The sequence below is a fragment of the Methylobacter sp. sgz302048 genome (assembly GCF_052162025.1).
GTDB lineage: Bacteria > Pseudomonadota > Gammaproteobacteria > Methylococcales > Methylomonadaceae > Methylobacter.
The window spans coordinates 410,476-433,807 of the sequence record NZ_CP197401.1; the positions used below are offsets into that span (position 1 = coordinate 410,476).

Annotated in this window: 22 protein-coding genes; 11 read left to right on the forward strand and 11 right to left on the reverse strand. The window is 50.5% G+C overall.

Annotated features, from left to right (window positions below; genetic code table 11):
- Nucleotides 1–61 precede the first annotated feature (61 nt).
- The 5 genes from ACTNE6_RS01995 to pmbA all read left to right on the forward strand — a co-directional run bounded on the left by ACTNE6_RS01995 (nucleotide 62) and on the right by pmbA (nucleotide 8,288).
- A complete protein-coding gene (locus ACTNE6_RS01995) occupies nucleotides 62–3,925 on the forward strand; it encodes a YhdP family protein (protein WP_442498446.1) in 3,864 nt (1,287 codons plus the stop codon).
- A complete protein-coding gene (locus ACTNE6_RS02000) occupies nucleotides 3,918–4,730 on the forward strand; it encodes a carbon-nitrogen hydrolase family protein (RefSeq protein ID WP_194969223.1) in 813 nt (270 codons plus the stop codon). The genes ACTNE6_RS01995 and ACTNE6_RS02000 overlap by 8 nt, the downstream gene beginning before the upstream one ends.
- Before the next feature lie 12 nt (nucleotides 4,731–4,742).
- A complete protein-coding gene (bamC, locus tag ACTNE6_RS02005) occupies nucleotides 4,743–5,348 on the forward strand; it encodes an outer membrane protein assembly factor BamC (protein ID WP_442498447.1) in 606 nt (201 codons plus the stop codon).
- A 47-nt stretch (nucleotides 5,349–5,395) separates the two neighbouring features.
- Entirely contained in the window at nucleotides 5,396–6,835 is a 1,440-nt protein-coding gene (tldD, locus tag ACTNE6_RS02010) for a metalloprotease TldD (protein WP_194969221.1), read from the forward strand.
- 118 nt (nucleotides 6,836–6,953) lie between these two features.
- Nucleotides 6,954–8,288 (forward strand): metalloprotease PmbA, encoded by a 1,335-nt coding sequence (pmbA, locus tag ACTNE6_RS02015; RefSeq protein WP_442498448.1) that lies wholly within the window; start codon nucleotides 6,954–6,956, stop codon nucleotides 8,286–8,288.
- A gap of 43 nt (nucleotides 8,289–8,331) precedes the next feature.
- On the opposite strand, the gene ACTNE6_RS02020 is transcribed toward pmbA, so the two are convergent.
- Both ACTNE6_RS02020 and thiO read right to left on the reverse strand, forming a co-directional pair.
- Nucleotides 8,332–9,345, reverse strand: a complete 1,014-nt coding sequence (locus ACTNE6_RS02020; RefSeq protein WP_442498449.1) for a quinone-dependent dihydroorotate dehydrogenase — start codon at nucleotides 9,343–9,345, stop codon at nucleotides 8,332–8,334.
- 60 nt (nucleotides 9,346–9,405) lie between these two features.
- Nucleotides 9,406–10,503: a glycine oxidase ThiO gene (gene thiO / locus ACTNE6_RS02025; protein WP_442498450.1), complete on the reverse strand. Its 1,098-nt coding sequence runs from the start codon at nucleotides 10,501–10,503 to the stop codon at nucleotides 9,406–9,408.
- Nucleotides 10,504–10,832: 329 nt separating this feature from the next.
- Here thiO and ACTNE6_RS02030 point away from each other — a divergent pair, with 329 nt between their 5' ends.
- From ACTNE6_RS02030 to ACTNE6_RS02040, 3 genes are all read left to right on the forward strand, one after another.
- Nucleotides 10,833–11,768, forward strand: a complete 936-nt coding sequence (locus tag ACTNE6_RS02030) for a porin family protein (protein ID WP_442498451.1) — start codon at nucleotides 10,833–10,835, stop codon at nucleotides 11,766–11,768.
- Between the two features lie 166 nt (nucleotides 11,769–11,934).
- On the forward strand, nucleotides 11,935–12,906 hold the full coding sequence (gene pip, locus ACTNE6_RS02035) for a prolyl aminopeptidase (RefSeq protein WP_442498452.1): 972 nt from the start codon (nucleotides 11,935–11,937) through the stop codon (nucleotides 12,904–12,906).
- The gene (locus tag ACTNE6_RS02040) at nucleotides 12,899–13,471 is read left to right on the forward strand and encodes a UbiX family flavin prenyltransferase (RefSeq protein WP_442498453.1); all 573 of its coding nucleotides are present in this window, start codon (nucleotides 12,899–12,901) and stop codon (nucleotides 13,469–13,471) included. The genes pip and ACTNE6_RS02040 overlap by 8 nt, the downstream gene beginning before the upstream one ends.
- Nucleotides 13,472–13,556: 85 nt before the next feature.
- Here the strand turns inward: ACTNE6_RS02040 and pqqE are convergent, their stop codons facing one another.
- From pqqE to pqqA, 5 genes are all read right to left on the reverse strand, one after another.
- Nucleotides 13,557–14,684 carry a pyrroloquinoline quinone biosynthesis protein PqqE gene (gene pqqE, locus ACTNE6_RS02045; RefSeq protein ID WP_442498454.1) on the reverse strand — a complete coding sequence of 376 codons (1,128 nt, stop codon included), beginning with the start codon at nucleotides 14,682–14,684 and terminating at the stop codon, nucleotides 13,557–13,559.
- Nucleotides 14,662–14,934 (reverse strand): pyrroloquinoline quinone biosynthesis peptide chaperone PqqD, encoded by a 273-nt coding sequence (gene pqqD / locus ACTNE6_RS02050; RefSeq protein ID WP_434482357.1) that lies wholly within the window; start codon nucleotides 14,932–14,934, stop codon nucleotides 14,662–14,664. The genes pqqE and pqqD overlap by 23 nt, the downstream gene beginning before the upstream one ends.
- A 142-nt stretch (nucleotides 14,935–15,076) precedes the next feature.
- Nucleotides 15,077–15,808: a pyrroloquinoline-quinone synthase PqqC gene (gene pqqC / locus ACTNE6_RS02055; protein WP_442498455.1), complete on the reverse strand. Its 732-nt coding sequence runs from the start codon at nucleotides 15,806–15,808 to the stop codon at nucleotides 15,077–15,079.
- 10 nt (nucleotides 15,809–15,818) lie between these two features.
- Nucleotides 15,819–16,730, reverse strand: coding sequence for a pyrroloquinoline quinone biosynthesis protein PqqB (gene pqqB, locus ACTNE6_RS02060; RefSeq protein WP_442498456.1), 912 nt, complete (start codon nucleotides 16,728–16,730; stop codon nucleotides 15,819–15,821).
- Nucleotides 16,731–16,844: 114 nt separating this feature from the next.
- A complete protein-coding gene (gene pqqA, locus ACTNE6_RS02065; RefSeq protein WP_006892363.1) occupies nucleotides 16,845–16,919 on the reverse strand; it encodes a pyrroloquinoline quinone precursor peptide PqqA in 75 nt (24 codons plus the stop codon).
- Between the two features lie 271 nt (nucleotides 16,920–17,190).
- Between pqqA and ACTNE6_RS02070 the strand changes: the two genes are divergently transcribed.
- Nucleotides 17,191–17,397, forward strand: a complete 207-nt coding sequence (locus ACTNE6_RS02070) for a hypothetical protein (protein ID WP_194969211.1) — start codon at nucleotides 17,191–17,193, stop codon at nucleotides 17,395–17,397.
- A gap of 69 nt (nucleotides 17,398–17,466) precedes the next feature.
- On the opposite strand, the gene ACTNE6_RS02075 is transcribed toward ACTNE6_RS02070, so the two are convergent.
- Nucleotides 17,467–18,213: a HesA/MoeB/ThiF family protein gene (locus ACTNE6_RS02075; protein WP_442499662.1), complete on the reverse strand. Its 747-nt coding sequence runs from the start codon at nucleotides 18,211–18,213 to the stop codon at nucleotides 17,467–17,469.
- A 142-nt stretch (nucleotides 18,214–18,355) separates the two neighbouring features.
- Here ACTNE6_RS02075 and groES point away from each other — a divergent pair, with 142 nt between their 5' ends.
- Nucleotides 18,356–18,643: a co-chaperone GroES gene (groES, locus tag ACTNE6_RS02080; RefSeq protein ID WP_194969210.1), complete on the forward strand. Its 288-nt coding sequence runs from the start codon at nucleotides 18,356–18,358 to the stop codon at nucleotides 18,641–18,643.
- 54 nt (nucleotides 18,644–18,697) lie between these two features.
- Nucleotides 18,698–20,347, forward strand: a complete 1,650-nt coding sequence (groL, locus tag ACTNE6_RS02085; RefSeq protein ID WP_194969209.1) for a chaperonin GroEL — start codon at nucleotides 18,698–18,700, stop codon at nucleotides 20,345–20,347.
- A gap of 70 nt (nucleotides 20,348–20,417) precedes the next feature.
- On the opposite strand, the gene ACTNE6_RS02090 is transcribed toward groL, so the two are convergent.
- The 3 genes from ACTNE6_RS02090 to lipB form a co-directional block, all read right to left on the reverse strand.
- Nucleotides 20,418–21,314 carry an alpha/beta hydrolase gene (locus tag ACTNE6_RS02090; RefSeq protein WP_442498457.1) on the reverse strand — a complete coding sequence of 299 codons (897 nt, stop codon included), beginning with the start codon at nucleotides 21,312–21,314 and terminating at the stop codon, nucleotides 20,418–20,420.
- A gap of 379 nt (nucleotides 21,315–21,693) precedes the next feature.
- A complete protein-coding gene (gene lipA / locus ACTNE6_RS02095; RefSeq protein ID WP_442498458.1) occupies nucleotides 21,694–22,674 on the reverse strand; it encodes a lipoyl synthase in 981 nt (326 codons plus the stop codon).
- A complete protein-coding gene (gene lipB, locus ACTNE6_RS02100) occupies nucleotides 22,671–23,279 on the reverse strand; it encodes a lipoyl(octanoyl) transferase LipB (RefSeq protein ID WP_442498459.1) in 609 nt (202 codons plus the stop codon). The genes lipA and lipB overlap by 4 nt, the downstream gene beginning before the upstream one ends.
- Nucleotides 23,280–23,332: the final 53 nt, after the last annotated feature.

The following is a 23,332-nucleotide window of genomic DNA, read 5'->3' on the forward strand; positions in this document are numbered from 1 at the left end:
CCAAAAAGACTAACACCGCTTTTATAAAGCGCAGCATATCAACAGCAGAACTTTCAACATTGTGCCTGTTTTTGTAATTTATCATCTTACGCGGGCAACGCGGCATCTTATTTTCTGGTCCTTGATCGCTATAGCCGTAAGTTTGAGCGGCGTGCGTTTATTATTGTCCGGGATCGAGAGTTATAAATCCAATCTGGCAAGCAATATCGAAGAGCTCGTCGGTGCGCCGGTCGAAATAGGCCGATTAGGTGCAAAGATGCGCGGATTCAGCCCTGAATTGCTGCTCGAAGATATCACTATTCTGTCGCCGGGCACGCATAAGAAACCGCCCATCCAGTTTAAAGAAATACGCCTGGGCATCAATTTGCTCGATATGCTGATTAACAGGCAATTGCTGTCTTCTTCATGGGTCACGCTGGTCGGCGCCAAGCTGACCGTTATACGTAAACCTGACGGGAGTTTTGCCATTGTCGGACTGAAAGCCAGCGACGGGCAGCCGTTATGGCTGATGGAGGGCGGCAAATACGAGGTTTTACGCAGCGAAATCAGCTGGCAGGATGAAAGAAATCACAGCCAGCCTCTGATATTTAATGACGTGGATCTGGCGATCATCAATGCTGCCGATGCCAAACATCATCGCATTAATATGCTTATGAAGCTGCCGCCGCAGTATGGCGATGCGTTGAAAGTGTCGATGGATTTGGAAAGTAACGTTTTTGAATCTACCAATCTTCATGGCACAGCTTTTATTGAAGGCAGCCGGATAAAACTGGCCGAATGGGATAAATTCGGCCTGCCGTTGGATATGCAGATCGATTCCGGTATTGCCGATTTTAAGGCCTGGGCGAAATGGCAAAACTCCCAGCCTGTATCGGTTATCGGCGAGGCGCAAATTCAACGAGCGAAGCTTGCCCGCAAAGGCAAGGGCGCCTTTCCTGTCGATAGGCTGAGGACCCGGTTTCAATGGCAGGCCAAAGACAATCAGTGGCGTCTTGATGTCAAGGATTTCTGGCTGGAAACAGTCGATGCCCCTAATGGCGCCAGCAAAAAGTGGCCGGCCGCCGACTTCAGCGTATCGGGTGATTTTACTGAGGACAACTTATCGCGAAAACTTGCCGTATTTGTCGAACAGCTGGATTTGCACGAAGCGTCCGGCGTTCTCGGCTTTTTTGCGCCTTTATCGGATCAGCAGTCAAAGGCGCTGGCGCAAGCCCGGCTAAGAGGCTTGCTCGAGAACTTTTCCGCGTTTGCCGATCTGCAGGCGGGTCATTTTGCCATTAACGGCCGCTTTGCCGGCATAAGCATGGCCCCGCAACCATCGATTCCGGGGCTGGAGAATCTGGCCGGCCACATAAGAGGCACCGAGCAAGGCGGCATTGTGCGCTTGATGACTGAGCGGGCGCTGCTGACATCACCGGAGCTGTTCCGCAACGCGCTGTCTATCGACAGTCTAAACGGGGTTATAAATTGGCGGCAAACAGAATCCGACTGGATTCTGACCAGTTCGATGATCCGGCTTGATAATGCTGATTTTCAGAGCGAGAATCGATTGCGCATAGCCATTCCCAAAGCCGATGGACAGGTTTTCATGGATCTGCAGAGTGCATTTCTCGGGCATGACATCAGTCAGGCCAAACATTATCTGCCGGTAGGTATTATGGGAAAGTCGGTCGTTGACTGGCTGGATCATGCCTTTATCGGCGGCCGCATAAAAAAAGGCGGCATGTTGTTTTACGGAAACCCCGGCGATTTCCCGTTCAAAGACGGCAACGGCGTCTTTGAAACCCTGTTTGAGGCTGAGCAGGCGGAACTGGCTTATCATCCGGAATGGCCGCACATAACCGACATGGCAGCGGACGTGTTGTTTCTGAAAGACGGCCTGCTTGTCGACGTGAAGCAAGGACGAAGCGATAAAGCCTCGATTAAACAGGCGCAAGTGGCAATTACATCGATGCAGGAAAGCGATTATTTACAGATCAAGGGGCAAGTGGCCGGTGAAATCGGCCAAATCCTGGGCTTTATGCAACAGACGCCGTTGCATTCGACGTTCGATGCCTTGCAGGATGTCATTACGCCGGCCGGAAATACCGAGGTGGCGCTGGATTTGCAGATTCCTTTGATTGACACAGTTGATGCCAAAGTCGACGGAACGGCGCAGCTGAACAATGCCCAGCTGACCGTAAATTCGCTGGATCTGCCGGTAAAAGGCATTTCCGGCGCTCTGAAATTCAATGAACAAGGGCTTTATAGCGATACGGTCCACGCGGCTGCGTTAGGCCATGCTATTCGGATTAACATGAATAGCGATGACAGCCAGACTATGATCAATGTATCTGGACATGCCGGCGTGGATGATTTGCAAGCGCAATTCAAAATGCCCTGGTGGGATATTGCCGAAGGGGAGACCGATTATCAGCTGCAGCTGCGCTTGCCTTATGGCGACAATAAGCCCGACTTGACGGTTCAATCTACATTGGCCGGGATAGCGCTGGATCTGCCTGATACTTTGGCTAAAAGCGCCGGACAGGAAAGGCCGCTATCGCTGAGGTTTGAGTTGACGGACGAAGCGTTATTGCCGATACAATTGAATTACGACAATAAATTGAAGGCGGCCATCAGCTTGAATGCGAAGCAGCAGCGTATCCATTCTGGCCATGTTCTGGTCGGAGCCGGCGAGGCAACTCTGCCTCGGGAAGCCGGACTTGAACTGGAAATCAACAGAGACCGGCTGGACTTGCCGGAATGGTTGAGTCTATCGGCGGCAGCCGCTCAGGGCCAGGAGAATGACGCCGGTGCAACGAGCGATATCAGGGAAATAAAAATTCACAGCGATCGGGGCGTCTGGAAAAAAACCGAGCTGGGTGTTTTCGATCTGGCGCTAAAGCGTAATGGCGATTATTGGGCCGGCGATATCAGCAGCTCATTCGCTAGAGGAAACCTCCAGGTTCCCGTAAGTCCAAAAGGTGGTGACAGCATTAAGTTGAATATGGATGTGCTGGACATTTCGGCCCTAAGGCAGCTCAGGCTCGAGGGAGCAGTCGTGCGGTCTGAACAAGTACCTTTATTGAATATCACGAGCCGGGAAACGCTGTGGCATTCGACCAATCTCGGGCAGTTGCTGCTGGAGACTGAGCGGATACCGGAAGGCATCCGTTTTAAGCGCGTGGAACTGCTAGGAGCGGATGAAAAATTGACCTTGTCTGGCACCTGGAGACAGCATGAGTCGCAGATAATAGGACGGCTGGAAACACCGCACTGGGGCCGGCTGCTCGCCAGACTCGGCGTTACGGACGACATGACCGAAACCAGCGGGGTCATGCATTATGACCTGCGTTGGCAGGGCGCGCCGTTTCAATTCTCGTTGGCGGGCCTTAATGGACAGGTTGATGTCAATTTAAAAAACGGACGAATTTTGAGTATAGAGCCGGGATTCGGCCGCGTGCTGGGCATGCTGGCTATGGCTCAATGGGTCAAGCGCATACAGCTTGATTTTAGTGATGTGTATGAGGAAGGGCTGACATTTAACAGCATCAAAGGTCACTTTGATTTATTGGACGGCTTGGCTAATACGCATGACCTGATTGTCGATGCCGTGCCGGCAAAGATCACGATCCGCGGGGATACGGATCTAGTCAATGGAACCATTGACCAGAATGTTAATGTAGTGCCTAAAAGTTCTGAGGCCGTGCCTATTGCTGGTACAATTGTGGGAAAAATAGCCGGCTTGGTCGCGCGCTCGCTGACCGGTGAAGATAAAGAAGGCTTCTTCTTCGGTTCGCAGTATCGCGTGAAAGGCGAATGGAGAAATGCGGAGATTATTCCGCTGCATGAAAACGATGGTCTGTTGCAGAAAACCTGGAACGGCATTACTGACTTTCCCTGGTTAGAGCAACGCGAGGATAATAAAGAGAATCAATATGAATAAATGTGCGGCCATACAAATGGCATCAAGTCCCAGTATCAGCGCTAATCTGCTGGAAGCCGACAAGCTGATTGGCGAGGCGGCAAAAGCCGGTGCAAAACTCGTTGTCCTGCCGGAAAATTTTGCCCTGATGGGGGAGCATGAATCAGATAAGCTCAACGCGAAAGAACCTGACGGTTCCGGTCCTATCCAGAATTTTTTATCTTCGGTCGCTAAAAAATACGGAGTATGGGTAGTCGGCGGCACTATTCCACTGGCTGCCGACAATGAAAATAAAGTGCGGGCAGCCTGCCTTATTTATAATGATCAGGGCGAGCGAGTGGCGCGTTATGACAAGGTGCACCTGTTCGATGTGAATGTGCCGGGCACGAGCGAGGTTTACCGCGAATCGGATAGCATTGAATGCGGCTCCGAGCCTTTGGTCATCGATACGCCTTTCGGCAAGCTCGGCGTGGCGGTCTGTTATGATCTTCGCTTCCCTGAGTTTTTCCGCAAGATGGTTGAGCAAGGCATGGAAATACTGGTGATCCCCTCCGCGTTTACCGCCGAAACAGGCGCTGCGCATTGGGAAATATTGCTGCGCGCGCGGGCGATAGAAAACCTGTGTTATGTCATCGCACCGAATCAGGGCGGTTTTCATCTGAATGGCCGCAAGACCTTTGGGCACAGTATGATCATCGACCCATGGGGCGTTGTGCTGGATTGCTATAAAACCGGCGGCGGTTTCGTTTGCGCCGATATTGATCGGGGCCGCCTGGAAAGAGTCCGCAGTGCATTTCCGGCGCTGAGTCATCGTCGTTTCTTTTAAAAATACCCGTTTATGCAAATAATCTTCAAAAACTTTATTCCTGCTGTATTGCTGGCTGCAACCTTGGTTTCCTGCGGAACGACGGAAGAGGTTCGATACAGTGATACTTCCATGCTTGAAAAACCGCCGACGCTGATCAGCAACAGGCCTGCCGGGGAGCAAAAAGGAGCCGATAGCAGCGCAGAGCCTGATAGCGCTGAATCGGAAGGAGAAGCTAAAACCGGCCTGGGAACTAAAGTCTATATGGCCGATTCCAATTCACCGTTGTTGATCATCAAGCAGCCTTTCGACGTGGCCTGGAGCACGCTTGCTCAAGCCTTAAAACAACAGGATATTGAAGTTGCAGACCGTAACCGGGAGTTAAAGGCTTATTATCTGACCTTTGATCCTGACGATTATGATCCTGAAAGCACTTTCTCATTTTTCAAAGACGATTATGCCAAAGAAGATTATCTGCTAAAGCTGGAAGACAGGGACGGTGAAACGGCAATAAGTGCTGAAGCGGTAGATAAACCCAAACCCGACAGCGCACCGGATGAGGACAGACCAGCCGATGGTGCTGAGAGACTGCTGAAGTCATTGCATGAAACCCTGCGCGATGATCTGATAAAAGAATAGCGCCCGGAACTATCTGTTGCGCAATTAACACTAATTTAAATTTTTCTATGGAACTATTAAATCTTGCACGACAATCGATTCTGACGCCGGCCGGCATACAGGATGGCGATATCGAAAAAATCATGAGCCAGCTGCTCAGCGCGCCGGTTGATGCGGCGGACATTTATTTTCAGTCCAGCCATTTCGAATCCTGGATCATGGAAGGCGGCATCATCAAAGAAGGCAGCCATAACATTGCGCAAGGCGCCGGCGTGCGCGCCGTATCGGGCGAGAAAACCGGTTTTGCCTACAGTGACCGGATTGAACTGCCGGTACTGCTGGAGGCGGCTAACAATGTTAAAGCCATCGTCCGGCAAGGGCAGGAAGCGAAAGTCGGCATCGTGAAAGCGGCTGAATGGCCGCTCTACTATGCGCCGCTGAACCCGTTAAAATCCCTGGCTGATCAGCAAAAGATCGATTTGCTGCGCAGAGTCGACATTGAAACCCGCAAGCTGGACAGCCGCATTGAAGAAGTCATCGTCAGCCTGGTCGGCGTCCATGACAGTATTCTGGTCGCCAATCAGGACGGCTCGCTGGCGGCCGATGTCCGGCCGTTGGTGCGCATGAATGTCACCGTGATCGTACAGGCAAACGGCCGCCGCGAACAGGGCAGCATGGGCGGTGGCGCGCGCAGCGATTACAGCGGATTCATCGACCAGGACAAGGCGCTCGAATACGGCAGAGAGGCGGTCAGACAAGCGCTGGTCAATCTGGATGCGGTCGAGGCGCCGGCCGGGAACATGACCGTCGTGCTGGGGCCGGGCTGGCCAGGCATTCTGCTTCATGAAGCGATAGGGCACGGCCTGGAAGGCGATTTCAATCGCAAAGGCACATCCGCATTCAGCGGCCGGGTCGGTCAGCGCGTCGCCTCCGATTTATGCACCGTCGTCGATGACGGCACGCTGCCAAACCGGCGCGGCTCATTGAGCATCGATGATGAAGGTACGCCGACCGAAAAAACCGTATTGATTGAAAACGGCATTCTGAGAGGCTATATGCAGGATAAGCTCAACGCCCGCCTGATGGGCGTCAAGCCAACCGGCAACGGCCGCCGCGAGTCCTACGCGAATCTGCCGATGCCGCGCATGACCAATACCTACATGCTGCCAGGGCCCCATGATCCCGAAGAAATCATACGATCGGTCAAAAAAGGCCTCTACGCGAAGAATTTCGGCGGCGGCCAGGTCGACATCACGTCCGGCAAGTTCGTATTTTCAGCCAGCGAAGCCTATCTGATCGAAGATGGAAAAATCATGCAGGCAGTTAAAGGCGCGACCCTGATCGGCAACGGCCCCGATGTGCTGACCAAGGTATCGATGGTGGGCACCGATCTGGAGCTGGACAGCGGCGTCGGCACCTGCGGCAAGGACGGCCAGAGCGTACCGGTCGGCGTCGGCCAGCCTACGCTGAAAATCGACGGGCTGACTGTCGGCGGCACCAACGTTTAGATAAACGATTTGAATTTATAGCGGCCGCGAAGGTCACGAAAGCATCTCGTATTCTTTGCGGCGAATACAGATGGCACTTTTGGGCGCTTAAACCTAAACAACAATAGCTTAAGAGAATATGTTGCAGACCCAGGAAGAAATCAGCCGATTAAAAACGATTGTTCAGTCCATACTGGATGAGGCTAAAAATCAGGGAGCCAGCGCGGCCGAGGCCGGCTTGAGCCAGGAAAGCGGCTTATCCGTAACGGCTCGCCTTGGCGATGTCGAAACGATAGAGCATCATCGCGACCAGGGGCTTGGCGTAACCGTGTACTTCGGCCAGCGAAAAGGTTCTGCCAGCTCGTCGGATCTGTCGCCGGCATCGATCAAAGAGACCGTCAGCGCGGCTTGCAGTATTGCCCGCTATACCAGCGAAGACGAATATGCCGGCTTGCCCGAGAAAGAACAGTTGGCGACCGAGTTTCCGGATCTGGATCTTAATCATCCGTGGGATTTACGCGCTGATGAAGCCATCGCGCTGGCTATCGAGTGCGAAAATGCCGCCCGCGGTTATCATGCGGAAATCAGCAATTCCGAAGGCGCCTCGGTCAATACCCATCAAGGCATCCGGGTCATGGGCAATACACTGGGCTTTCTGCAAGGTTATGCCTCGACCCGCCACTCGCTGAGCTGTTCGGTATTGGCGCAGCGCGGCGACAGCATGCAGCGCGATTACTGGTATACGGTAGCCAGGGATGCGCATAATCTCGAGCCGGCCGTGGATGTCGGCAGAAAATCCGCGGAACGGGCTCTGCGGCGCTTGCAGGCGCGCAGCCTGAGCACCCGGCAATGCTCGGTCATGTATGCGGCTGAGGTGGCTTCAGGTCTTCTGGGCTCGTTTATCAGTGCGGTCAGCGGCGGCAATTTGTACCGCAAATCATCATTCCTGCTGGATGCGCTTGATACGCAGGTTTTTCCGGAATTTATCCGTATTCACGAGCAGCCGCATTTAAAAGGCGCTCTGGGCAGCGCCAACTATGACGGCGAAGGCGTCGCTACTCAAACGCGTGATATTGTCAGCGGAGGCATTCTGCGCGGCTATGTGCTAAGCACTTATTCAGCCCGCAAGCTTGACATGCGCAGTACCGGCAATGCCGGCGGCGTGCACAATTTAACGATAGACCCCGGCGAACACGATTATCAAGGCATGCTGAAGCAACTGCATACTGGCTTGCTGGTGACCGAGCTGATGGGGCAGGGCATCAATATGGTGACGGGCGATTACTCACGCGGCGCCGCCGGATTCTGGGTCGAAAACGGAGAAATACAATATCCGGTCGAGGAAATCACGATTGCCGGCAATCTGAAAGACATGTTCAAGAATATTGTGGCCATCGGCAATGATGTCGATTACCGCGGCAATATCCGGACCGGTTCAATACTCGTTGAACGCCTGTCTATCGCCGGGCAATAAACCATTGGACTGACAGGGCGATGTACTTATCGCCCTGTTCGGATCAAAGGCTTTTTACAATATCCTCTATCAATTGTGGTCCTTTATAGATAAGACCGCTGTATATCTGTACCAGACTCGCGCCTGCCGCTATTTTCTCTTGTGCATCGGCCGCACTCAAAATGCCCCCGGCCGCTATAATCGGGCAGCGGTCGTTCAGTTCGGCGGCCAGTTCGCGCACGACTGCAGTTGATTTGCCCTTGACCGGCGCGCCGCTCAATCCGCCAGTTTCATGCGCCAACGGATGGCCTGCAATCGCATCGCGCGCAATAGTGGTATTGGTGGCGATAACGCCGTCGATTTCAAATGCCAGCAGCAGCCGGGCAATATGGCCGATTTCATCGGTCGTCAGGTCCGGTGCGATTTTCAGCACCAAAGGCACGTATCTGCCGTGTTCCTGTCGCAGCTTGAGCTGTTCTTCCTTTAATGCGGAAATCAGGCTTTTGATCTCGTCGCCTTGCTGCAGTTGGCGCAGATTCTTCGTGTTCGGAGACGAAATATTGATCGTGATGTAACTAGCCGAGTTATAGGCTTTGCGCAAGCCGATCAGATAATCGTCGGCGGCGCTTTCAATCGGCGTGTCGAAATTCTTGCCGATATTAATGCCCAGTATGCCGGTATAACGGCTTTGTTTCACCTGCGCCAGCAAATGCTCGATGCCATGATTGTTAAAGCCCATGCGGTTTATGATGGCCTGGTGTTCGGGCAACCTGAACAGCCGCGGCTTCGGATTGCCGGGTTGCGGCCTCGGCGTCACGGTGCCTATTTCCACAAAGCCGAAGCCTAAAGCGGCCAAACTGTCCAGATAGTCGCCATTCTTGTCCAGGCCTGCCGCCAGACCGACAGGATTTTTGAATTCCAGTCCCATGACCGTGACCGGCTTATCTTCGATAGACGGATAGATCAGTTTCGATAAACCGGATGCATATGCCGTATTTAACAGTTTCAGTGTGACTTCATGAGCGGTTTCCGGATCAAGCGAAAATAACAGCGGTCGGAGCAGGGGATAAAGATTCATAGGATGTGTTAGCGCTTCGGGCAAATAGGTTTAATAAAAATCTGTAGAATGATTTTTTGGTTAATGTGGGCTCGATAATTTGTAAGGCTCTGGCGATACGGCTGCAGGTCGATCCAGGATCAGATCAACCATCAGTTGCGCCGATGCCGGCCCCATCGCCAGTCCGTTCCTGAAATGGCCGGCATTCAGGCTTAAATTGACTATTTCAGGGTGTTTATCGATATAGGGTATGCCATGCTCAGTGCCCGGCCTTAAGCCGGCCCAATGGTTTATCACTGGATACTTTTTAAGTGCGGGCAGCAAGTTTATTGCGAAGCTTTCCAACCGGTTTCTGGCTTCCATCGTCGTGGTTTTATTGAAGCCATCCTGTTCCACGGTGCTGCCCGCCAGGATTTTTCCGTCCAGGCGCGGAATCAGGTATTGGTCTTCGTCCAGCACCATATAGGGCAGTGTGTCCGGCTTGGCGTCGAACAGCAGCATTTGACCTTTGACAGGCGCAATTTTCGGCGCATGGCCAATAGACGGAAAAAACTGACGAAACAGTTGTCCGGTCCAGGCGCCTGCGCAAATAATCAATTGATTGACGGTGAACCGGCCGGCGCTGGTGGCGATGGCGGTAATACGGTTTTGTTCCTGGGTAACGTTTTTTAGCTCGCACTGCTCAATCAGGCGGACGCCTTTGTTGATCAGATCCTGCTTTAATGATTTGACCAGGCGGGGGTTGCGCGCCTGTGCAATTTCAGGCAGCCAGAGCGGATTTTCAGGCTGCGTATTGATCAGATTAAAAAAATCGGCGCTGGCTGGCTCAAAACGGACGCCGTTAGTGCGGCACCAGTCGGTGGCGGCTGTAATATCAGGATTTTTTGCCATCAGCAGTCCGCATGGGTTCCATTCCGGGTCTATCTGGGTTTCGGCTTTCAGTTGCGAAGCCAGCACAGGATACAAGCTCAGGCTTTGTATGACCAGACGGGTAATCGCATCCGGCTGGCGCCATGGATAAAGCGGCAGCAAAATTCCTCCGCCAGCCCATGAAGATTCCTGACCGATCCGGTTTTTTTCGATAACGGTCACTGTAGCGCCGGCGTGGAAAAATTCGCGAGCTGTTAAAAGGCCGATAACACCGCCGCCTATAATAGTAATATCCGTGATTTTGTTCATAAGGTAAAAGTATATAGAGAAGCAAAAATGCTTCTGATAATAAATATTTGCATTATAACTTACCCAAAAAATTGCGCAGCACAGTAGAAAATTAACTCGAACTTAAGAGGATACATTGAGACAAATCTGTTGCTTTTTCCAGACAAGTCAATAAATAAAATAAATATTTTTTTATTACTTTTTGATTTTTAACGATTTTTATTTATTAAAAAAATGACGTTAAAACTTGTGGGGAATCAGTTTTACTGCTATATTTAGGCTGTGAAAAAGGCTTTGTTGTAAGAAGGCAAATTTAATAAGAAATAACAACCACCTCACGAGGGGGAACAATGACATTTACAAAAACTAAATTAGCGCTGGGTATCGCTACAGCAACTTTAACTATGGCGGGTGCTCTGGTTTCTCCACAGGCAGCCGCTCACTCTAAAGCGCAGCGTGTTGCTGAGAGCGCCAACAGCAGAACTGAGGCGTTAGAGGCCCAAATGAACCAGATGCAACAGATGATGCAGTCCATGCAGGCTGAACTGGATCGCGTCAGATCTGAAGCAGCCCGTCCTTCTGCAGATTCAGCAAAGGTTCAGGAACTGGATCAATGGATGGCATCTCAGAAGGCTCACCCTGTAGCAGAAAAACACCACGATAACACTCTGTTCTTCCGTGGCGGTTATGCACATCAGAATAACGACAGAGGCGGCACACTTGATCCTACTGTTGTTACAGGTGTCGGCTCAAGCCGGGATGGCGTAGCAGTGGGTCCGATTGCTGATAAAGATGGTTTTTACTTTGGCGCGGGCTTTGATTTCAGCTTGACTGACAATGTCTGGGGTATGTTGGACAGTACTCAAGTGTTGGCTGAGTTGATGTTTGATTACACGGAATTCGCCAAAAATAAACCTAATGGCTTATCTCCTCAGGAAACAGCAGTACTGGATTCATTAGGTTTTCCTCTACCTGCCGGCAACACTGAGCAAGCAACTGTTAACATGTTAAGGTTGACTGCTTCACCAAAAATCAAGTTCATGCAAGGCAGCGCTTTCCGTCCATGGGTTATTCCAGTCGGTTTTGAATTGAGCATTATCAGCCCTCCATCCGATGCAATTACCGTATTAACTCCAGGTATGCAGTTCGGTGCTGGTGCTGATTACAGAATATGGAAAGATATCTTCATCGGTGCTGATGCGCGTTACCACTATGCGCCTGGCGATGTTGATGGCGTTCAGGTTAATGGCTTGACTGCTGGTGGTTATCTCGGTATCGGTTTCTAAACTAAACGTTTAAAAGCCAATCTGATAAAAGGGAGGGGCTCAACCCCTCCCTTTTTTTATGCCTGAAAAAATTAATGGAGAGGTACAATGTGAAGGAGCAAGGTAAAATAGTGTTTTCAGGCTTCTTTGTTTGCCTGTGGAGCCGATCGAGATTGAAGCTATAGCCATGAAAACCCTTTATCCTGAAATCCTGCCTTACCAAACATTTTTTTTGGACACCGGCGGTAAGCATTCCGTTTATGTAGAACAATCCGGCAATCCAGACGGTCTGCCCGTAATTTTTTTGCACGGCGGGCCGTGCTCCGGGACCAAGCCTGACCACCGACGCTTTTTCAATCCAAAAAAATACCGCATTATCCTTTTTGACCAGCGCGGCTGCGGCCAGTCTTTGCCGTTCGGTGAGCTGGAAGGCAATACTACGCAGGATTTAATCGATGACATGGAGCGTATCCGCAAACGGCTTAGCATTGAGCAATGGCTGTTGTTTGGCGGTTCCTGGGGTGGTGCGCTGGCATTGCTGTATGCCCAGCAGCATGTCGATAAAGTGATGGGCATGATGATCCGCGGCGTGTTTCTGGCAAGACAGCAAGATCTAGATTGGTTCGCCAAATCAGGCGCCGGGTTGATTTATCCCGAGCAATGGCAGCATCTGCTTGAAAGCATCCCCGAGCCGAGCCGTAAAAATCCGATACAAGGGATATGCGATGTATTATGGGGTGATGATGAGGTAGCAAAACGCCGTGTCACAAAGGAATGGATGGCCTGGAGCGGGCAGGTGGCGCTAGGCAAGGATTATCAGCCTGGCCAGGAATCCGAGCATGTTACGGAAAAAATGGTCAAACAGGTGAGCATGGAAATGCACTATGCTCGCAATCGTTATTTTATCTGCGAGAACCAGATTCTGGAGAACTGTGACAGGTTACACCCGATTCCAACCGTGATCATTCATGGTCGTAATGACTTGGTATGCCCTATGGAGGCTGGCATGAGGCTGCATCAGGCATTGCCTGAGGCTGAATATATCGTTCTGCCCAATGCCGGGCATGTCGCTCAGGGCGAAGAAATGATCGATGCGCTGGTTTCCGCGACCAATAAGTTTGCTGAGAAGCAGGTCTTTAAACTGAACAGACATGAATAAAAAACGTTTGATTATCGCCATGACCGGCGCTACCGGCGCGATCTATGGTGTAAGAATGCTGCAGGTGCTGCAGCGGCAGGACGACTGGGAAACGCATCTGGTGATTTCATCAGCCGGTCTCGTGAATCTGAAACACGAGCTGGATATGGGGCGATCGGAATTGTATGAGCTGGCCGATGTGACGCATGGCATCGATGATATTGCCGCCAGTATCGCCAGCGGCGGCTTTAAAACGGAAGGCATGGTTATTGCGCCCTGTTCGATGAAAACGCTGGCTGCGGTCGCGCATGGTTTCGGCGACAACCTGATCTCGCGCGGGGCCGATGTGGTATTAAAAGAACGACGGCGGCTTGTGGTCATGCCCAGGGAGACGCCGCTGAATCTGGTGCATATTCGCAATATGGCTGTTGTGACTGAAATGGGCGGCATTATCTTTCCGCCGATGCCGGCTTTTTATAGCAAAACGGACTCGCTGGCGGCGATGGTTGATGAAGCCGTGGGCCGGGTCCTGGATATGTTCGGCGTCAATGTGGAAGGATTGTATGAGCCCTGGCAGGGGCTGTAGCTTTAATGCAGGCTGGCAGTTTGTTTGGGGCCGAATGCCAACAGTAGGCGCTCCAGGCGAATTCGGCCCTACAATGTGCAGTTTTTTATGACAAGATCCGTGAGTTTTTGCTGTTACGGAAAATCAGCGGTTTCTCATCAGCGGATAAGGTGCTGGCTCTGGCCGAATCGATTGCCTGTTGAATGACGGCATGGTCTGGCGATTTGCTGCAGACCGGATCGGCATTGTACATGTCGCCCGATAACAGATAGGCCTGACAGCGACAGCCGCCGAAGTCTTTTTCCTTCTCATCGCAGCTGCGGCAGGGTTCTTTCATCCATTCAAAGCCGCGGAAGAAATTGAACGCTTTCGATTCGTTCCAGATCTGCTCGATGCTGTATTCTTTGACATTAGGGCAATCAAGGCCCGGCAGTTCGCGCGCAGAGTGGCAAGGCAGCGCGACGCCATCCGGGGCGATCGTCAGGAATGTCGTGCCCCAGCCGTTCATGCAGGCTTTGGGGCGATCTTCGTAAAAATCCGGTACCACATAGTAGATTTTCATTTTGCCGGCGACTTTTTCTTTAAAAGCCTGGGCGATTTGTTCGGCCTGCTCGAATTGTTCTTTGGTAGGCAACAGTAAGTCACGGTTGACATGGGCCCAGCCGTAATACTGTGTATTGGCCAGTTCCAGGTAGTCAGCGCCGAGCTCTTCAGCCATCTCCAGTATTTGTGGCATTTGATGGATATTTTCTCGATGGATGACCACGCACAGCACCATTGGATAGCCGTGTTTCTTGACCAGGCGCGCAACTTCTTTTTTATGCTGATAGGACTCCGTGCCGGCCAGATGGTCGCTCAATTCCTGCGTACTGGCTTGAATGCTGACCTGGATATGATCGAGCCCCGCTTCCTTAAGCTGGATGATTTTTTCTTCGGACAATCCGTAGCCGGAAGTGATCAAGTTGGAATAATAGCCCAGTTCCCGCGCATGCCTGACCAGTTCGGTAAGGTCTTTGCGAGTCAGCGGTTCGCCGCCCGAAAAGCCCAGTTGCACCGCGCCCATTTTGCGAGCCTGCGTCAGTACGCGTTTCCAGTCTTCCGTCGCCAGTTCGGACTGATGCTTCGCGTAGTCGATCGGATTGGAGCAGTAAGGGCATTGTAGCGGACAGGCATAAGTGAGTTCCGCCAGCAGCCAGCGGGGCGGCGTAATCTTAGTTTTGTTGAATCCAGCCATTTTTTAAAGCGATTTCCAGAAAAGTAGTGATATCTTTGGTAAGACCCGTCGTGGCGAATTTCTGTTCCAGTTCGGCTACGATTTGGGTGAGATTGCGCGTGCCGTCGCACAATTTCAGTATTTCCGCAGAACTCTGGTTAAGTTCCACCATGCCTTCCGGATAGAGAATAACATCTTTCTGCTGGGCTTCTTCCCATTGCAGACGGTGCAGGGGTGAAAACTTGAAAGGGAGATCGGGATTGATAGTCATTATGATCGTTCGGTAGTGGTGGGTCATGAGAAGGAGAATGGGAAATTATCTCGTCATTACCCTGAAAAGCCGCAGAGGACACAGAATTTTCAACATTAAGTGCTTTTTCTGTGCTTCTGCGGTGAAAATAAGTTAATAGCTCTTATGCTTCAATATTATAGTATGGCGGCATATTATTAATGTAGGCCATATACATCGCATCGGCCATGGTCCAGAGCACATCCAGTTTAAACTTCAGGATTTGGATCATGCGTTCTTGTTGCTCGCGGGTTTTATACCAGTCCAACGTGATTGCCAAACCATGCTCGACATCGCGCCGCGCTTCTGTCAGGCGCTTGCGGAAATAGGTATAACCTTCTTTTTCTACCCAGGGATAATGCTCAGGCCAGTTGTCGAGGCGTTGCTGATGAATTTTGGGCGCAAACAGCTCAGTCAGCGATGAGCTGGCCGCTTCATGCCATTCAGCTCTGCGTGCAAAGTTCACATAGGCATCGACAGCAAAACGCACGCCTGGCAGGACATATTTTTGTGAAGTGATTTCTTCGCGCGACAAGCCGACCGCTATGCCCAGTTGTATCCAAGCCTCGATGCCGCCTGGATCGCCAGGGTGGCCGTCATGGTCCAGAATGCGCTGAACCCAGAGTGCGCGTGTCTCGCGGTCCGGGCAGTTTGCTAAAATATTGGCGTCTTTAATAGGAATGCAGACCTGGTAATAATAACGGTTGGCAACCCAGCCTTGCAGTTGTTCTTTAGTGAGTTTGCCTTCATTCATCAGGGTGTGATAAGGGTGATGAATGTGGTAATACCTTTCCATGCCCCGCAGTTGGGCTTCAAACTCTTCTTTGGTCCACGCTTGGTTGTCAGAGCAGCTCATAATGTACCTTCTATAAATCAATTTCTAATCCGTCGTAAGCGACCTCAATGCCGGCCGCATCGAGCATTTTGCGAGGCTCGGAATCTTCGTCCAGTATCGGATTCGTGTTGTTGATATGGATCAATATTTTGCGGGCTTTTTTGACGCCGCTTAACACTTCTATCATGCCGCCCGGGCCGGATTGAGGCAAGTGGCCGATTTCACGCGCTTTTTTAAGGCTGATATTTTGCGTGCACATTTCGTCCTCTGTCCAGAATGTGCCGTCCACCATCAGGCAGTCTGCAGCTTGCATGGCGGCCATGACATGCGGTTCGATTTCGCCCAAGCCTGGAGAATAAAATAATTTTTTGCCAGTGGAGATCTGCTCGACAATAACGCCAATATTGTCACCTTCGTGCGGGTCATGCCGATGCGGCGAGTAAGGGGGCGCTTTGCTTTTTAAAGCCTGGGTGTAAAAGCGTAAGTCATCAATGCCCGGAATGGTGAAGCTGCTGCCATCAACAGGGACAGGGTGATGATTGACGGTGCAGTAATCAGCCAGCATGTTGAACAAAGGAAAGCCCGTGGTCAGGTCCTGTTTGACCATATCGGTACAATAGACTTCTAGCGGCTTGCCTTCTCTAAGCATGAGCAGGCCAGTGGTGTGATCAATCTGGCTGTCGATCAGCATAATGGCTTTGATGCCGGTATCGCGGATGCCTTCTTTAGGCTGGATGGCAGGGAAGGCTTCCAATTGCGCGCGAATATCGGGCGAGGTATTGAACAGTAGCCAGTTTCTGCTATCGGTGCTTACGGCAATGGATGATTGGGTGCGGGCTTTGCCGTTCATTTGATTGTGGCGCAAGCGGTGGCAATTATGGCAATTGCAGTTCCATTGAGGAAAACCGCCACCAGCGCCTGAACCTAAAACTCTGATTTTCATAGTTTGGACGGTATTTGAAAAAAGCTGTGAAGAAATGAATGATACGGGAATAAAGACAAGCAGGCAAAAAAAAGGGGCTCATGCGGAGCCCCTTTTTACTCTGAACCGAATGGATTAACGGTTATAGATATACATTGTTACTTCGAAACCGAAACGCAGGTCTGTGTAACTTGGTGTTTCCCATTTCATCGTATTAACCTCCAGAAGTTTTTTATGTTATAGGCTAGCTTGATCAAGTAAGCTGGCCCGAAGTATACGATGAACCGTTTTTTTACGCAACTTTTGGCGGGAGGCGTTTGTCTCCTACGGAATTCAATCATTGATTGAAACCGATAAAAAACAATTAAATTCGTCAGATTTTTAATTGATTTGTTCGGGGTGTTTTTTTTCTTGTAAGAGAGTATTATCCAATTTCACCTAAAAATAATAATAGATATTGATAAAATCATGAGGAGGTGTTATGAGTGGAGTCATTGTGCTGTTTTTGGGCATGTTCATTCTTGCGGCGTTTTCGTTTGCGCCATTGGGTTATTTCATTTACAAGTTTTCGCAGAAAAACGCCAAGCCTTTCGGTGAAACCGAGCCGCATGGCGACAGCCCGTCTGTGATAAATGATCTAGCGGAGAAAGCAATTAGTTTAGCGAAGGGGTTGTTTAGCAAAAAGTAATATTTCATTTTGGACTTTCCGGATGCTCCTGGAGGTCCGGAAAGTTCTTCTCCAGCCATAAATATAAATTCAAACAGCACTGCAGGTCGGGCAGCTAGGGTTTTTTCGCAATTTCATGGTGTTGAATTCCATTGTATAGCCGTCGACCAACAGTAACCGGCCGGTCAGCGTTTCCCCGATATTCATAATCAGCTTCATGGCTTCCAGTGCTTGAATGCTGCCGATAATGCCCGTAATAGGCGCTATCACGCCATTGGTTGAGCAGGTCTGTTGCTCCTCGCCATCGTTACGATACAGACAGTTGTAGCAAGGACTGTCATTCTTGCCCGGCGTAAATACGGCTACTTGGCCTTCAAAGCGTATGGCTGCACCTGATACCAGCGGGGTTTTGTGTTTGACGCAGGCGTTGTTAATGGCAAAACGCGTTGAGAAATTATCAGAGCAATCCAGTACTACATCGGCCGATGCCACAGCCGTTTCAAGCTGCTCGCCTTCCAGCCGCTCTTTAATAGCCTGCACGTTTATTTCCGGATTTAGATTTTTAAGTGTCCGCTGGGTTGAAATTACTTTATCAATCCCTATATCGTTGGTGTGATGAGCAATTTGCCTTTGTAAGTTGGACAAGTCTACTTCGTCATCATCATAAATCGTAATGCTACCGACACCGGCAGCGGCAAGATAGATTGATGCGGGAGATCCAAGTCCTCCGGCGCCAATAATCAGTATCCTGGCTTCCAGGAGTTTTTGCTGCCCCTCAATATCAATTTGAGGCAGCATGATTTGACGGCTATAGCGTAATAGTTGGTTGTCATTCATTAGTCGTGTGGTTTCCGTATAAGGATAAGAGATGATGCCAAAGAACTTGACAGTCTGCAAAAGCTGATTATTATTAGCACTCATTGCCAGAGAGTGCTAACAACTGGATTAACCTTTTATATTTAACTGTTAGGAGACATTAATGAAAATACGTCCGTTACACGATAGAGTGATTGTTAAACGTGTTGAAGAGGAAACAACCACCGCAGGTGGTATTGTTCTGCCTGGCTCTGCGGCAGAAAAACCAAGCCAAGGCGTGGTTTTGGCCGTAGGTAACGGTAAAGTGCTGGATAACGGCGATGTTCGTCCATTGGATGTTAAAGTCGGCGATAAAGTACTGTTTGGCAAATATGCCGGCAACGAAGTTAAAGTTGACGGTGAAGAACTTATCGTTATGCGTGAAGAAGACATCATGGGCGTTTTAGGTTAAGCCTGAGTCTTATTAATCACAATCATTTTTAACATAACAAATTAAGGAATAAAAATGGCAGCAAAAGACGTATTATTTGGCGATGACGCGCGTAGCCGCATGGTGCGAGGCGTTAACATTTTAGCAAACGCAGTAAAAGTAACATTGGGCCCTAAAGGCCGCAATGCGGTATTGGACAAAAGCTTCGGCGCACCGACCATTACTAAAGACGGTGTATCGGTTGCAAAAGAAATCGAATTGAAAGACAAATTCGAAAACATGGGCGCGCAAATGGTTAAGGAAGTAGCTTCAAAAACTTCCGATGTAGCCGGCGACGGTACAACCACTGCGACTGTATTGGCCCAAGCTATCGTTAATGAAGGTCTGAAAGCTGTTGCCGCCGGCATGAATCCAATGGATCTGAAACGCGGTATTGATTTGGCTGTATCTAAAGCCGTTGAGTCTATTGTAGCTTCAGCTGCGCCTTGCACAGATAACAAAGCCATTGCGCAAGTGGGCACTATCTCTGCAAACTCTGACGAGTCCGTTGGCCAAATCATTGCCGAAGCGATGGAAAAAGTCGGCAAAGAAGGCGTAATCACTGTTGAAGAAGGTTCAGGTCTGGACAACCAGCTGGATGTCGTAGAAGGCATGCAGTTCGACCGCGGTTACCTGTCTCCTTACTTCATCAACAACCAGGACAGCATGAGCGCTGAATTGGACAATCCGTTCATCCTGCTGTACGACAAAAAAATCTCCAACATCCGCGACATGTTACCGGTACTGGAAGGCGTTGCGAAATCCGGCCGTCCATTATTGATCATCGCTGAAGATGTGGAAGGCGAAGCGTTGGCGACTCTGGTGGTCAACACGATTCGTGGCATCGTTAAAGTTGCTGCGGTTAAAGCGCCAGGCTTCGGTGATCGTCGTAAAGCCATGCTGGAAGATATCGCTGTTCTGACAGGTGGTACTGTGATTTCTGAAGAAGTCGGTCTGTCTCTGGAAAAAGCGGAACTCGACTTGTTAGGCACTGCTAAAAAAGTACAAGTCGGCAAAGAAAACACCACGGTTATTGATGGCGCGGGTTCTGAAGAAAGCATCAAAGGCCGAATTGCGCAAATCCGCAAACAAGCTGAAGAAGCCACTTCCGATTATGATAGAGAAAAATTGCAAGAGCGTCTGGCTAAATTAGCCGGCGGCGTTGCTGTTATCAAAGTCGGTGCGGCGACCGAAGTTGAGATGAAAGAGAAAAAAGCACGCGTTGAAGACGCGCTGCACTCTACCCGTGCAGCGGTTGAAGAAGGCGTCGTTGCAGGCGGCGGTACCGCTCTGGTTCGCGCATTGAAAGCTCTGGAAGGTCTGAAAGGCGTCAACCACGATCAGGACGTTGGCATTAACATTCTGCGTCGTGCAATGGAAGAGCCATTACGTCAAATCGTTGCCAACGCCGGTGATGAATCGTCTGTGGTGCTGAACGAGGTCGCTAAAGGCACAGGTAACTACGGTTATAACGCAGCAACTGCCCAGTACGGCGATATGATCGAAATGGGTATTCTGGACCCGGCTAAAGTAACCCGTTTTGCGCTGCAAAACGCTGCTTCTATTGCAAGTTTGATTATTACTACGGAAGTCATGGTTGCTGACGCACCGGTTGAAGAAAAAGGCCATGGCATGCCGGATATGGGCGGCATGGGTGGTATGGGCGGCATGGGCGGCATGATGTAATCATGCTGTCTTAAAGCCTGTCGCTTTAAGCAAGCCCCGGCTGTTTTTAATAGCCGGGGCTTTTTTATAACTAGAGTTTTCGCGAAAGATCGGTTTCAGGTTCTGCGATCGGGTTAGGAAGTCCTTTCTGAGCTAAATGATGTTGCTGTAGAAAATTCAATAAGCTCAAGCGATTATTTTGAAGATGAAAAGTCTCATCATGACCGGCTTCCGATTGGACCATTATTTTGGGCTGTCTTGCTGCCTGATAAAGTTTTTGTCCTTGCGAAAAAGGCACGATTGAATCTTGGCTGCCATGAGCCAGCAATAATGGAACGGGCGCGATATCGGCAATGACATCAATCGGGTTATAGGGATAGTCCATCATGGCCGCTGCAGGATATTGGAATGGCCAGCTGAGCCAGTTTGAGGCGGACACATGGCGAACGATTTCAAAATAGCTGCTGAATGCCGAATCGCTGACAATGCCGGCAAGATGCCGTTTAGCTTTTGGATTGGTTGCTGCAAAGTAGATGCCCAGGCTGGCGCCTATGCTTTGGCCCAGCAAAAAAATGGGTTTATGGTCAGCATGGCCAAGCAGCCAATTGAAGCCCGCTTCAATATCCCAAAAAACTTCCGGCAGACGGGGAGCTCCATCCGATCGGCCAAAGCCTCGGTAATCAATTAGGAAAACCTGATAACCATGCTGCGGCAGCCACGCTACGTTCTGCACATGGGTGCTGATGTTTTGGGCATTGCCGTGCAGAAAATAGATACTGCCTTTCAACTCGCCTTGCGCAGGTAAAAGCCAACCGTATATTTTCAGGCCGTCCCTGGCTTCCAACTGAACATCCTGATAGGCGAGCCCTAGCTTTGCAGGTGTTCTGACTAACGCTTTATCCGGATAAAACATCAGGCCGGAACAAGCTTGCAGCGTGTATAAGAAAATAATGAGGCTGACGATTTTAGATACTCTTTTGATAGCCATCAGAAGTAATACCTGTAGGATTACTGGGCCTGAAGCTTTCATAGCGAAATTGTGATCCAGACCCAATTGAGAAAGAGAAAAGCCGTCTACATTTTTCGATCCAAGGGCAAGCTAACTGGTTCCCAATAATGAGTAAAATAGTCGGCTGAGTGTGATTTCCAGACTTGGATCAATCTCAGCAAAAAAATTGCTATGATCCAGATGAGCATCAATGAGCAATAGCTCAAGCTGTTGTTGAATAAGACGCAAGATAGGCTGGTTTCAGCGCTATCTGTGGGCTGGCAAATTATTAGAGTCTACCCCAGACAACGCCAGGAAGTGGTTTGACAGGCCGCTCTGTGGCCGGGGGGCATTATTGTGAGTACAGATGATGAAGCGATTATGCGGGGCAGTCAGTTGGCACATTTATAATAGCCTTGGCCTGAGCGTCAGCATGATAAGACGACCTGACTAATGGTGCGCTGGCAACTTGTTTAAAGCCCAATGCCTTCGCCATGACGGCATATTCCTCAAATTGTCCCGGAGTAATATAGCGCTTGACCGGCAAATGGGCTTTGCTGGGCTGCAGGTATTGGCCCAGAGTCAGCATGGAACAGCCGTGGTCCAGTAAATCTTTCATGACCTGATGGACTTCATGAGGCTCTTCTCCGAGGCCGAGCATCAGTCCGGATTTGGTAGGAGTCTGCGGCTGAGCCTCGCCATATTTTTGAAGCAATTGCAATGAGCCTGAATAGTCGGCACCGGGGCGAGCTTGCTGGTACAGTCTGGGAACCGTTTCCAGGTTATGGTTGAAGACATCACAGGGCTGTCCGGCCAATATTTCAACGGCTTTATCCATGCGGCCGCGAAAGTCCGGCACCAGAATTTCGATTTTGGTTGTCGGAATCAATTGCCGAATCGCGCCAATGCAGTCGGCAAAGTGGCCAGCGCCGCCGTCTTTCAGATCGTCCCGATTTACCGAAGTGATGACGACATATTTCAAGGCCAATGCCTGAATCGCCTGAGCCAGATGTTGGGGCTCTTCTTTGTCGAGCGCCAATGGTTTGCCGTGGGCAACATCGCAGAACGGGCAGCGGCGCGTGCATAAATCACCCATGATCATGAAAGTCGCTGTGCCGTGCTGAAAGCACTCGGAGAGATTGGGGCAGGCGGCTTCCTCGCAGACCGTATGCAGCTGGTTCTGGCGCAATAACTGTTTTACCCTGCTGACTTCCTCGCTGGCCGATATTTTCATGCGTATCCATTCGGGTTTGCGCAGAGGCGTCTGGACCGGCTCGACTTTGATCGGAATCCTTGCCAGTTTTTCAGCATTGCGTTGGTGCGATTCGGGCGTGGAGCGGGAAGGCGCTTGATGAGTCATTTTTGTATAGCCGTGGTTATAGCCTGAATAACAGGGATGGCGAGTTCGGAATTGTTGACGGTGACGCCCAGATCAGCCAGTTGGGTCACTTCCAGTTCAGGATAGCCGCAAGTATTGATGGAGTCAAAAGGACTCAAATCCATCTGGTTATTGAAGCTTAGGCCGTGATAGCTGCAGTTTTTCTTGATCCGTATGCCGAGCGAGCCGATTTTTTTGCCGTCCACGTAGACGCCGGGCGCATCGGCTCTGGCAAACGCAGTAATGCCATAGCCGGCCAAAGTATCGATCATGGCTTGCTCCAGAATCGTCACTAATTGCCGGACGCCTATTTTTAGCCGTTTAATGTCCAGCAATGTATAAACGACCAATTGCCCAGGGCCGTGATAAGTAATTTGACCGCCCCGGTCGGAATGAATGACGGGGATGGCACCTGCATCGAGCAGGTGTTCGGGCTTGCCGTTTATGCCCAGTGTATAAACGGGAAAATGCTCCACGACCCATATCTCATCGATCGTTTCTTCGGTACGATCCAGCGTGAACTGCTGCATAGCCTGCCACGTCGTTTCGTAGTGCTGTAGCCCCAGGTTTCGTATCGTTATCTGCATGGCGCTAAGTTAGGCTTTTGCCAGAGAGGCAGAGAATCCCGTATAGTAGAGTG

What these genes read in the sequence shown, in the direction of transcription:
- ACTNE6_RS02000 (WP_194969223.1), top strand. Translation starts at nt 3,918, where the DNA reads ATGAATAAATGTGCGGCCATACAAATGGCATCAAGTCCCAGTATCAGC.
- thiO (WP_442498450.1), bottom strand. Translation starts at nt 10,503, where the DNA reads ATGAACAAAATCACGGATATTACTATTATAGGCGGCGGTGTTATCGGC.
- ACTNE6_RS02075 (WP_442499662.1), bottom strand. Translation starts at nt 18,213, where the DNA reads ATGAATGACAACCAACTATTACGCTATAGCCGTCAAATCATGCTGCCT.
- pqqB (WP_442498456.1), bottom strand. Translation starts at nt 16,730, where the DNA reads ATGAAAATCAGAGTTTTAGGTTCAGGCGCTGGTGGCGGTTTTCCTCAA.
- lipA (WP_442498458.1), bottom strand. Translation starts at nt 22,674, where the DNA reads ATGACTCATCAAGCGCCTTCCCGCTCCACGCCCGAATCGCACCAACGC.
- groL (WP_194969209.1), top strand. Translation starts at nt 18,698, where the DNA reads ATGGCAGCAAAAGACGTATTATTTGGCGATGACGCGCGTAGCCGCATG.
- tldD (WP_194969221.1), top strand. Translation starts at nt 5,396, where the DNA reads ATGGAACTATTAAATCTTGCACGACAATCGATTCTGACGCCGGCCGGC.
- ACTNE6_RS02040 (WP_442498453.1), top strand. Translation starts at nt 12,899, where the DNA reads ATGAATAAAAAACGTTTGATTATCGCCATGACCGGCGCTACCGGCGCG.
- pqqD (WP_434482357.1), bottom strand. Translation starts at nt 14,934, where the DNA reads ATGACTATCAATCCCGATCTCCCTTTCAAGTTTTCACCCCTGCACCGT.
- bamC (WP_442498447.1), top strand. Translation starts at nt 4,743, where the DNA reads ATGCAAATAATCTTCAAAAACTTTATTCCTGCTGTATTGCTGGCTGCA.
- ACTNE6_RS02030 (WP_442498451.1), top strand. Translation starts at nt 10,833, where the DNA reads ATGACATTTACAAAAACTAAATTAGCGCTGGGTATCGCTACAGCAACT.
- ACTNE6_RS02020 (WP_442498449.1), bottom strand. Translation starts at nt 9,345, where the DNA reads ATGAATCTTTATCCCCTGCTCCGACCGCTGTTATTTTCGCTTGATCCG.
- ACTNE6_RS02070 (WP_194969211.1), top strand. Translation starts at nt 17,191, where the DNA reads ATGAGTGGAGTCATTGTGCTGTTTTTGGGCATGTTCATTCTTGCGGCG.
- pip (WP_442498452.1), top strand. Translation starts at nt 11,935, where the DNA reads ATGAAAACCCTTTATCCTGAAATCCTGCCTTACCAAACATTTTTTTTG.
- groES (WP_194969210.1), top strand. Translation starts at nt 18,356, where the DNA reads ATGAAAATACGTCCGTTACACGATAGAGTGATTGTTAAACGTGTTGAA.
- pqqC (WP_442498455.1), bottom strand. Translation starts at nt 15,808, where the DNA reads ATGAGCTGCTCTGACAACCAAGCGTGGACCAAAGAAGAGTTTGAAGCC.
- pmbA (WP_442498448.1), top strand. Translation starts at nt 6,954, where the DNA reads ATGTTGCAGACCCAGGAAGAAATCAGCCGATTAAAAACGATTGTTCAG.
- ACTNE6_RS02090 (WP_442498457.1), bottom strand. Translation starts at nt 21,314, where the DNA reads ATGGCTATCAAAAGAGTATCTAAAATCGTCAGCCTCATTATTTTCTTA.
- lipB (WP_442498459.1), bottom strand. Translation starts at nt 23,279, where the DNA reads ATGCAGATAACGATACGAAACCTGGGGCTACAGCACTACGAAACGACG.
- pqqE (WP_442498454.1), bottom strand. Translation starts at nt 14,684, where the DNA reads ATGGCTGGATTCAACAAAACTAAGATTACGCCGCCCCGCTGGCTGCTG.